Source organism: Rivularia sp. UHCC 0363, from assembly GCF_034931125.1.
GTDB lineage: Bacteria > Cyanobacteriota > Cyanobacteriia > Cyanobacteriales > Nostocaceae > Rivularia.
Genome location: NZ_JAYGHM010000032.1, coordinates 41,643 through 51,513, shown reverse-complemented (window position 1 = coordinate 51,513; position 9,871 = coordinate 41,643). Strand labels below are relative to the sequence as shown.

The following is a 9,871-nucleotide window of genomic DNA, read 5'->3' as shown; positions in this document are numbered from 1 at the left end:
ACTCCCCACTCCCTACTCTCAACGACCTTGCCAACGTTTGATCGGGACGCAATCAATATCAAGTTGATCTAAACTACGAGCGACAACAAAATCAACCAAATCCTCAACAGTTTGGGGATGATGATACCAAGCAGGAATTGCCGGAACTATTCTGGCTCCCGCTTCTGCTAAACTAACTAAATTACGCAGGTGAATCAAACTAAAAGGTGTTTCGCGGGGTACGACAATCAACTTTCGCCCCTCTTTAAGTTGAACGTCGGCAGCCCTTTCTAATAAATCCGAACTCAACCCACCAGCTAATTTAGCTACAGTACTCATACTGCAAGGCATAATTATCATTCCTAAAGTGCGGAAGGAACCGCTAGCAATATTTGCTCCGACATCAGCCCAAGGATGACAGTATAGTTTTCCTGTTAGCTCCACTCCTGCTTGCTGTCGCCAAAATTGCTCCTGTGCTTTTGGTTCCGACGGCATGGGGGTACCTTGTTCCGATTGCCAAACCATAAAGCTGGATTTGGATGCGACTAATTCCACAGCATATTCTGCTTCTAGCAAAAATTTGAGAGCGCGAACGGCGTAAATTAAACCTGATGCACCTGAGACACCTAATATTAATGGCTTGACGTTATTGGACACTTGGTTGTTTGTAGTAATTATTTTTTATCTGAGAATTTGATAAAAAAAATTAGGAGTTATGCAGTACGGTAAATTAAAAACGCCTTTTATCCTAATTTAGGTTTATCGGTGCGTTAATTCACATTTAAGATGAGTTAGAAACGGCAGTTCGATCAAAAAACTCACAACTCCTCACTGCTAACTCCTAATTTTTAACTGACGACTTAACGATTAATTTTCCTCTTCATAGTCTTCTAAATCGTCCGACTCGTAATGTTGCGGCACATAATAGCCGGTCGGTTCATCGCGATCGCCAGTTGGACCTTCGCTACCAACAGTTACTAAATCGATTTGCTGACGGTAATAATCTACACTCTTAACCTGGACAGCTACACGGTCGCCCAACCGATAAGATGCTCGATTTTTACGACCAAACAATGCTTGCTGTCGAGCGCGATATTCATACCAGTCGTCTTTGAGAGAACTAACGTGTACCAGTCCTTCTACACGTAAAGGTACGTTGTTAATTTCTTCATCTGGCGATGGCACCTCAATTTCTACGAAAAACCCGTAGGATTGGACACCAGTAATTACACCACTAAAGACTTCACCAATCCGCTGTTTCATCAAAGCCGCTCTTTTGAGACCTTCTAAATCGGCTTCAGCTTCTTGGACTTCCTTTTCGCGATCGTTGATTTGGGTAATCACCCTTGCCAAATCGATTTGTAATTCCTGCTGTAACTCCGGAGATAAAACATTCCAGTTAATTTCACCGTGGCAATTACTCGAACGAAGATTCACTCGTTCTTTGACCCGAGTATTGCGGCGATCACGTCCGTTTTCGATTAAGGCATAAAATACCCGTTGCATCAATAAATCGGGATAGCGCCGTAAAGGAGCAGTACAGTGAACGTAACCGTCTGGCAGCGCTAAACCAAAGTGTCCCCCTTGATTGGTAGTGTAAACGGGTGGTTTAAGAGTGTCTTGCAATAAATAAGTTAGAACTTGTTCGGAAGCAGATTCTGCAAACACTTTAGTCAAGTGTTGGTAATCCAAAGGTTGAATCTCAATATCATCCGGTAGCGCTAGTTCTACACCTAAATTAATAGCCAGCTTCAGCATTTCCTGGACATCTTCAGAGTCAGGTGCGCCCTGAACTCGCCACACCGCAGGAACACCCAAAGCGTTCAGATGATTTGCCATTAACTGATTTGTTAGCAGTACTAATTCCGTTAACAAAGAACTAACTGGCGAATCGGTTTGTGTGACGCACCCGCTTGCACCTTCATCATAGAAAGGGTTTTGCTTGCAAGGCAGATTTAACTGTAAGCTACCTCTAGCCAAACGTTGTTCTTTAAGAACTGTCGCTAAAGCTTGCAACTGTTGCAACATTTCTATGACATCAGGAGATTCCTTAGTATCAGCCGCAAGAATTCCCAAAGCCTGCTTTTGGTTTAAATGCTTATCAACATTAACCACGCTGGGCTGAATTTCCCAGTCCAGAACAACTCCGGTTTCTCCATCCAAAGTAATTAGAAAAGAAATCGCCAAGCGATCGCTTCCCGTAACCAAGGAACTTCTTGCAGCAACACCATCTGGTAGCATTTGCAATACTAAGTCCCCTAAATAAACGGTTCTTCCCCGCTTTAAAGCTTCGCGGTCTAAAGCTTCATCAGGCTGTACGTAATGAGAAACATCGGCGATATGAAAGCCCAGCAACCAATTTCCTTCTTCAGTTTCTTCTAGAGATATGGCGTTTTCCCTAACTATTACCGATTCAGCATTAAAGCCAATACTAATAGTAAACTTGTCTGTTAAATCGAGGCGATTTTTACGGTCTGCTTTAAGTAACCGTTTGGGTAATTTGGCGGCTGCATCTTCGATATTCGCCGGAAAAGTCCGGGAAAGGTCGTGTTTGCAGGTGACTAAATCGATATCCGCAGCAGCTTCCGCATCGCTACCGAGGATTTGTACCACTTTACCCAAAGGTGGGTACTGAGCCAGCGGATAGCGCAGTACTTGTACGTGAGCAAGATGGTCGATCGCACGATCTAAAGTAATATTATTATCCTGCAATTTGAGTTCAAACAGCAGCCGGTCATCTAAAGGTACGGCGCGGAAACCTCCTTCTATCTGCTTAATTCGTGCTAACAAAGTGTGGTTAGAACGTTCTAAAACCAGTTTGACTTCGCCCTCTGGTGAACGTCTGCGGCTACCTTCTTTGAGAACTCTTACCAAAACGCGATCGCCATTCCAAGCATTGCTCAAATGACTTTCCCGGATGTAAATATCTTCAGCAGCTTCTATGTCTTGAATTGCAAAACAAAAGCCCTTAGAGGAACATCGTAGTTTAGCTTCAATCAAAGAATCTTCCGAAAGACGGCGGTACTTGCCTCGTTCCTTCGCCAAAATTCCGATTTTTTCTAAAACCTCTAAGGCAATTTCCAGTTTTTGTATGCTCTCATCATCTTCACAACCAAGTTTTTTCTCCAGAAGTTTGCGAGCTACCAATTTATCATCAGTGAAATTGGCAAGGAGTGTAGCGATTGAAAATTCCATGCACTGAACCGACCTTTGGTCAAAACATCGTTTTTTTTAATTGGTTCGCCCGATTGCGTATACCCTGACCACAAAAAAGAAGTCAGTCAATTTTGGATTTGCAATTTGCGGTTTTAGATTAATTCCACCGATGAATCGGGAGTTTTGAGGATTTTAGATTTACAATTTGCAAAAAATTTCATTTCTACAAAAATTATCTTAGTTGAAACCAAAATCCAAAATCTGCCGCAGGAAAGTTTGAAGGAAAGAACATCTACACCCCCAACCTTTCCGCAAAATCTAAAATTGTTTCGGTTATCTAGAAACGAATTACCCGCCCCCTTGGAAGGTATTGCACAATTATCTCAGAGTTTGTTCGGCAAAAAGTTCCAACATTATTCCTAATCTGACAAAGCACGCCTGAAATAATTATTACCCCGCCCGAACCAATTACGAGTAGCGGAGCAATGAGTAACAAGCGAACAAATCGCCTAACTAGTTTTCCGTTTATTGGTCTGCGGTTAACGAGTCCATGTTCTATTGTTCGCCACATTCGGGTACTTAAGTGCCGCCAAACTCTGAGAATGTACTCGGAAAAACTGCCGACGAACCGAACAGCCCCTTATGTAGAATCGGTAACAATCAGGTCAGCAGCAAAACCGCGTAGTGAGGTGGAACCATTACTTCATTATTGTAAATAAGGAGCGTACTTCCAGAACTATTTTCTGGATAGCAATTTGGGTAATTAGTATAGCATTTATAGCAACGCCACTAAAAATTACTCAGCAGCAGCTAAAAAATGACTTCACCGACTCCAACATTCGCTACAATCGAAACACCGAGAGCGGACTTCGTTACAGTAGGACAGATCCTGCAATCAAAATAGAACTACAGCCGTCTGGTAGTTTAACAACGAAATGCAACGCCAGAATTAAATCATGGAGAAACACATATAAAATTACCCCGACCATAGCCGTACATATGTTAGGGTAGTTTGCGGTGCAGGTATTAACTATTTTTCTGCGAAGAAAAATATATCAAACACCCTCTGTCAGCACCGTCGGTAAATACCATAACACATCAAAAGGTTGTAGCAAGTTTTTTGATACATGACTGAACGATATCTCAAAGGGGAAAATTTTTTCAAATTCAAACCCTTGCTTAATTAAAGTAAGAAATAGTTTTCCCTAATAGGTTGCAGTTAATCTAAATTAAATTTTCACCAGCAACCATCCACATAAAAGCAGACTTAAATTGGTAGAAATATTATGTTGGCTCAATTTCAGAGCTTGTATCCTACAGGTAGCCTAATCTCGGAATTAGTAGAAATTTACAACGGTAAATATATTGTCCGCTCTAGCGTACAAATTGAAGGCGTAACCCGTGCTACCGGAATGGCCGCAGCCGAAACCGTTGAAGAAGCAGAAGATAAATCTAGAATTCGGGCATTAATGGTTTTAATCACCAAGGAAGAACCACAAACAGAAGTACAGCAAAAAGCGATCGCTCAAAAAGAAGTTTCAGCTTCTCCAAAACCTAACTTACAGCTACTTGCAAATCATTCTGCGGTTCCCTCAGTTGAAGCTCCTGAGTACGCTAATACCAGTGCAATGGCCCCAACGCAAATCGCGCCAATAACTCCACCAAGCAGCCCTACCCAAGCACCGCAAGCAATTTCATCCAATCCAGACGTATTTTCAACAGATGATTACAGCGAGATTTACGACCAAGACTTAGATAAACCATTACCTATTCCCACATACAACGAGCCGGAGTTTGATACACCAATAAAAGATAGGGATATCATGTCCGACGACGAACTCGAAGCAGAAGAAAATCCGACTCCGAGTAACGTTACTCCAATTAATCAAAACACTGAAACGGATTCTATTAAAAAAACATCAAAAACAAGCACAACCAAAAAAAGGAAAAAGACCGAACCCGTAGATTTATCTGATGTGATTGCCAAAACCGACGTTGAGCTTGAGCGTCTCGGTTGGACTCCACAGCAAGGAAGAGAATATTTGATCGACACCTACGGTAAACGAGGAAGAACTTTACTCACAGAAGAAGAATTACTCGATTTTCTCAACCATCTAGAATCTCAACCCATGCAAACAGATCTTTCGGAAACAGATCCCCTTGCGGGATTTTAGATTTTGGATTACCCTGCGGGAAGACGCTTTCGCGTCAATGGATTTTGGATTAAAAGAGTTAGGAGCTAGGAATTTCCTCGTTTCCTCGTTCCCAGGCTCTGCCTAGGAATGCCTTGCGGGAGGCTCCGCCTCCGGTATATAAACAAGGCAGAGCCTTAAGAGATGCATTCCCAGCCGGAGACTGGGAACGAGAAAAAAATACCCCCGATTTTACTCGTGGGGTAAAATTATTATTTTTATACAAATTGCATTAATAAGCGTCTTGCAATTCATAAAAGTCTGGCGAAATGTAATCCTTACGCAAAGGAAATCCGACCCAATCTTCTGGCATCAAAATTCGCTTTAAGTTTGGGTGTCCTTCGTAAATAATGCCGTACATATCGTAAGATTCGCGCTCTTGCCAATCGGCTGTTTTCCAAATCCAATACACTGAAGGTACTGTGGGATTTTCGCGAGGCAAGAATACTTTTACACGAACTTCTTCTGGTCTATCGGCATTATCACTGACTTTAGCCAAATGATACATACTGACTAACTGGTCTCCCGGTCCTAAATCTATACCGCATTGACACTGGAGATAGTTAAATCCGTAAGCGTATAAAGCAGTACAGATAGGGAGAAGAAAATCCGACTCTACTTTAATTATTTCTACTCCGCTATGGTCGGCTTCTAAAGTCTCGTGAGCAAAGTCGTTTTCACTCAGCCATTTAGATACTTTGCCTGTTTCTACAGGGGACTGCTCTTCTGCGGGTACTGGTTTTGATTCTTCAGCCACGTTCTACTTCCTCTTGCTTTTGAGAAGCTAATACAGCAGGCGGTACTGGCATACCAATGCTTTCGGTTAATTCTTTCGGTGGAGCGATGCGCGTTTCCGAGCGTAAATATTGTCCTGTGAGAATTTGGTCTACAGGCTTCATGCTGTGAGTCGTACTGTAGTAGCGGTGAGTTTGCTTAATTAAACCCCGCTCCTGCATCGAATCATCAGCAATCTTTTTCCGCAGTTTGATAATCGCATCGATAATCGCTTCCGGACGTGGAGGACAACCTGGTAAATAAACATCTACCGGAATCAGTTTATCAACTCCCCGCACTGCGGTAGGAGAATCTACGCTGAACATACCCCCGGTAATCGTGCAAGCACCCATCGCAATTACATACTTGGGGTCTGGCATTTGTTCGTAAAGACGCACTAGTTGGGGTGCCATCTTCATGGTGATTGTACCAGCTGTAATGATTAAATCGGCTTGCCGGGGGCTAGAACGGGGAATTAATCCAAAACGGTCAAAATCGAATCGAGAGCCGATTAAAGCCGCAAATTCAATAAAACAGCAAGCTGTACCAAACAACAAAGGCCACAAACTAGAAAGTCGCGCCCAGTTGTAGAGGTCATCAACAGTAGTCAAAATCACATTTTCCGATAGCTCTTGGGTCACGTTGGGGCGCTGTATCGGATTGAGAATACGTTCTTCTTTTGTATTATCTAAGACCATTCTAAAGCTCCTTTACGCCATGCGTACACTAGGGCAACTACGAGAATTCCTATAAAAACAAGCGCTTCAATAAATGCGAGTAAACCTAAACGATGGAAGGCAACTGCCCAAGGATATAAGAATACGGTCTCAACATCAAAGACCACGAACACTAGCGCAAACATATAGTAGCGGATATTGAACTGAATCCAGGCTCCACCAATCGGTTCCATCCCAGATTCGTAAGTGGTGCGCCGTTCCGGGTTGCGACTGCTCGGTCGCAAAAGTTTGGAAGCAGATAAAGCTAGTGCAGGCACTAAGCTGCACACTATTAAAAAGCCTAAAAGGTATTCGTAACCGGAGAGGACAAACACAATAAATACAAATCCGTTATTAACGAAATTAACTTTGTAATTTTCTTTTACATTATATCGATTCGAGCGTTCTAAAACGTGTTAAATAAACGCGGATAGCTATTTGATTAGTTTTCGCTTTTCATAGAAATACCTGACAACTGTGTCATAATTTTTAACGTATATTTAAGCTTTGCCTTGTCTAGCATCATGAGCGAACTTGTTGAAAATACCGAGCTAGACCGCTATGAGTGTCGTGCCTGCGGTTATGTCTACGAACCAGAGAAAGGGGATGATAGCCATAACATTCCCGCCGGTACTGCTTTTGCCGATTTGCCTCTAACTTGGCGCTGTCCAGTTTGTACGGCAAAAATGAAAGCTTTTGAAAATGTCGGTCCTGCCGGGACTGCTTCCGGTTTTTCGGAAAATCTTGGCTATGGATTTGGCGTTAATAAATTGACACCTGGTCAAAAAAATCTCTTGATTTTTGGCGCTTTGGCTCTTGGGTTCCTGTTTTTTATCAGTCTGTATGGCTTAAAATGAGAACCCATGTATGTAATGGTGGACACATAAACCACCTACAGCCAGCTTTCAATACACAAATTAAGAAAATTAAGAAAAAGTTAACTGAATAGAACTGATAGAAATGTTATCAAATTTGAGAATTAGCCGCCAAATAGTGGCTTTGTTGGCGATCGCTCTCATGTGTGTCGGTTGTAGTACCGTTCCTTCCATGAGTTACAACCCTTGGGAGCCAATTTCTATACCTACTGATGCCAAGCTGTTCGATATTGCTTTTACCGGCAATCCCAATCACGGTTTTATCGTTGGTAGTAAAGCTGCTCTTTTAGAAACCCAAGACGGTGGTGAAACATGGAAGCCGATCGCTTTGCAGTTGGATGACGAAAACTACCGTTTTAATGCCATCGATTTTGCCGGAGATGAAGGATGGATAGCTGTGGAACCTTCTACATTGCTACACACCAACGATGAAGGTAAAACTTGGTCGAGCATTCCTTTGAGCGAAAAGCTACCCGGTAATCCCGTTAATATTGTGGCTCTGGGTAAAAATAGCGCTGAAATGGCTACTGACGTGGGAGCAATATACAAAACCACTGACGGAGGGAAAAACTGGAAAGCGCAAGTTGCAGAATCTGTTGGGGTTGTACGCAACATTGAACGTTCCGAAGATGGTAAATATATTGCGGTTTCTGGTAAAGGTAACTTCTATTCCACTTGGGAACCCGGACAAAATGCTTGGGTTCAGCACAACCGCAATAGTTCTCGCAAAGTAGAAAACATGGGTTTTGCTCAAAACGGGCAAATGTGGATGTTAGCGCGAGGTGGACAAATCCAGTTTAGCGAACCAAACAATTTGGAAGAATGGCTTGACGCTAAATATCCAGAAATATCCACAAGTTGGGGATTGCTCGATTTAGCCTACCGTACTCCATCCGAAATATGGGTTAGTGGGGGTAGCGCTAATTTACTTCGCAGCACTGACGGAGGACAAACTTGGGAGAAAGACCGTGATGTAGAAAATGTTGCAACAAATTTTTACAAAATCGTTTTCTTGTCTCCTGAGAAAGGATTTATTATCGGAGATCGTGGCTTTTTGTTGAAGTATCAGCCTGATATTGCACCGTCTACGGAGTCATCCAAAGCTTAAAATAATTTTGGTCGCAATTTGAGCCAAAATGCTTCTTCCCAATTATGAGAATATGTTGCAACTTGTAACTCTTTCTTAACTTTGTAGGATAATAAACACATCAGTCATTTAGCTATATTCTTGATAGGTACGCAAGACTTATGAGTGGAACTACCGGAGAACGTCCGTTTTCAGACATTATCACTAGCATCCGTTACTGGGTGATTCACAGCATCACCATTCCAGCTTTATTTATAGCTGGGTGGTTGTTTGTCAGCACCGGATTAGCATACGATGCATTTGGGACTCCCCGTCCAGATACCTATTACACGCAAGAAAGGCAAGAAGTGCCACTTGTAAACAATCGTTTTGATGCAAAAAAACAAGTTGACGTATTTATCGGAAAGTAATTTTTAATTATGACAAACTCAGATAACATCAACCAACCAGTACAATATCCAATTTTTACCGTTAGATGGCTAGCGGTTCATACTTTAGCAGTACCTACTGTATTCTTTTTAGGCGCGATCGCGGCAATGCAATTTATTCAACGCTAGGAGTTTTTTGTGGAAAGAAATACCAATTCCAATAATCAGCCGGTAGAGTTAAACCGCACATCCCTGTTTTTGGGACTTTTACTAGTGTTTGTTCTAGGAATTCTGTTTTCTAGTTACTTCTTTAACTAACTAGTCGGACTGGGATTAATTTATAAATCCATCATTGTTTATTTAACCTAACCACGACGATTTTAGATTTTGGATTTTGGATTTTGGATTAAATTGTTAAAGGTTTCAAGTAAGAATTCAACTATGCAATAAATCTAAAATCGTAAATCTGTCTTGGAAAGTTTAGGGGGAAGAAAATCTACACCCCTAACTTTCCGCAAAATCCAAAATTGATTCACCGAACATTGTAATTAAGGAGGTAAGTATTATGTCTGGAGGCGGAAGAATTCCCCTGTGGGTTGTCGCTACAGTCGCAGGATTAGGTGTGATCACTGTTTTAGGTATTTTCTTTTACGGAGCCTACGCTGGACTCGGTTCTTCGATTTAAAAAACTTTGAACCATTTAGAAAAAGTCCGATTTTTCAAG

At 42.0% G+C, this 9,871-nt stretch carries 12 protein-coding genes; 7 read left to right on the top strand and 5 right to left on the bottom strand.

The features are described from left to right. Positions 1 to 18: 18 nt before the first annotated feature. Positions 19 to 636, bottom strand: a complete 618-nt coding sequence (locus VB797_RS18760; protein ID WP_323239242.1) for a flavin prenyltransferase UbiX — start codon at positions 634 to 636, stop codon at positions 19 to 21. Positions 637 to 846: 210 nt separating this feature from the next. Next, the gene (locus VB797_RS18755; RefSeq protein WP_323239241.1) at positions 847 to 3,174 is read right to left on the bottom strand and encodes a ribonuclease R family protein; all 2,328 of its coding nucleotides are present in this window, start codon (positions 3,172 to 3,174) and stop codon (positions 847 to 849) included. Between the two features lie 1,247 nt (positions 3,175 to 4,421). Between VB797_RS18755 and VB797_RS18750 the strand changes: the two genes are divergently transcribed. Further along, positions 4,422 to 5,309 (top strand): hypothetical protein, encoded by an 888-nt coding sequence (locus tag VB797_RS18750; RefSeq protein WP_323239240.1) that lies wholly within the window; start codon positions 4,422 to 4,424, stop codon positions 5,307 to 5,309. Positions 5,310 to 5,559: 250 nt separating this feature from the next. Here VB797_RS18750 and VB797_RS18745 read toward each other — a convergent pair whose 3' ends face one another. The 3 genes from VB797_RS18745 to ndhC are packed head-to-tail and all read right to left on the bottom strand — an operon-like array spanning position 5,560 to position 7,152. After that, on the bottom strand, positions 5,560 to 6,084 hold the full coding sequence (locus tag VB797_RS18745) for an NAD(P)H-quinone oxidoreductase subunit J (protein ID WP_323239239.1): 525 nt from the start codon (positions 6,082 to 6,084) through the stop codon (positions 5,560 to 5,562). Further along, positions 6,077 to 6,799 carry an NADH dehydrogenase subunit K gene (locus tag VB797_RS18740; RefSeq protein WP_323239238.1) on the bottom strand — a complete coding sequence of 241 codons (723 nt, stop codon included), beginning with the start codon at positions 6,797 to 6,799 and terminating at the stop codon, positions 6,077 to 6,079. The genes VB797_RS18745 and VB797_RS18740 overlap by 8 nt, the downstream gene beginning before the upstream one ends. Then, positions 6,790 to 7,152 carry a photosynthetic/respiratory NAD(P)H-quinone oxidoreductase subunit C gene (gene ndhC, locus VB797_RS18735; protein ID WP_193920417.1) on the bottom strand — a complete coding sequence of 121 codons (363 nt, stop codon included), beginning with the start codon at positions 7,150 to 7,152 and terminating at the stop codon, positions 6,790 to 6,792. Before ndhC ends, VB797_RS18740 begins: the two co-directional genes overlap by 10 nt. 189 nt (positions 7,153 to 7,341) lie before the next feature. On the opposite strand from ndhC, the gene VB797_RS18730 reads away from it, so the two are divergent. The 6 genes from VB797_RS18730 to VB797_RS18705 all read left to right on the top strand — a co-directional run bounded on the left by VB797_RS18730 (position 7,342) and on the right by VB797_RS18705 (position 9,832). Next, the gene (locus VB797_RS18730; RefSeq protein WP_323239237.1) at positions 7,342 to 7,674 is read left to right on the top strand and encodes a rubredoxin; all 333 of its coding nucleotides are present in this window, start codon (positions 7,342 to 7,344) and stop codon (positions 7,672 to 7,674) included. A 103-nt stretch (positions 7,675 to 7,777) separates the two neighbouring features. Continuing rightward, positions 7,778 to 8,800, top strand: coding sequence for a photosynthesis system II assembly factor Ycf48 (locus VB797_RS18725; RefSeq protein ID WP_323239236.1), 1,023 nt, complete (start codon positions 7,778 to 7,780; stop codon positions 8,798 to 8,800). A gap of 140 nt (positions 8,801 to 8,940) precedes the next feature. Next, the gene (psbE, locus tag VB797_RS18720; RefSeq protein ID WP_323239235.1) at positions 8,941 to 9,189 is read left to right on the top strand and encodes a cytochrome b559 subunit alpha; all 249 of its coding nucleotides are present in this window, start codon (positions 8,941 to 8,943) and stop codon (positions 9,187 to 9,189) included. A 9-nt stretch (positions 9,190 to 9,198) separates the two neighbouring features. Continuing rightward, a complete protein-coding gene (gene psbF, locus VB797_RS18715) occupies positions 9,199 to 9,336 on the top strand; it encodes a cytochrome b559 subunit beta (protein ID WP_323239234.1) in 138 nt (45 codons plus the stop codon). Between the two features lie 9 nt (positions 9,337 to 9,345). Next, the gene (locus VB797_RS18710) at positions 9,346 to 9,465 is read left to right on the top strand and encodes a photosystem II reaction center protein L (protein WP_323239233.1); all 120 of its coding nucleotides are present in this window, start codon (positions 9,346 to 9,348) and stop codon (positions 9,463 to 9,465) included. 247 nt (positions 9,466 to 9,712) lie between these two features. Then, positions 9,713 to 9,832 carry a photosystem II reaction center protein J gene (locus VB797_RS18705; RefSeq protein WP_323239232.1) on the top strand — a complete coding sequence of 40 codons (120 nt, stop codon included), beginning with the start codon at positions 9,713 to 9,715 and terminating at the stop codon, positions 9,830 to 9,832. The last annotated feature ends 39 nt before the right edge of the window (positions 9,833 to 9,871 follow it).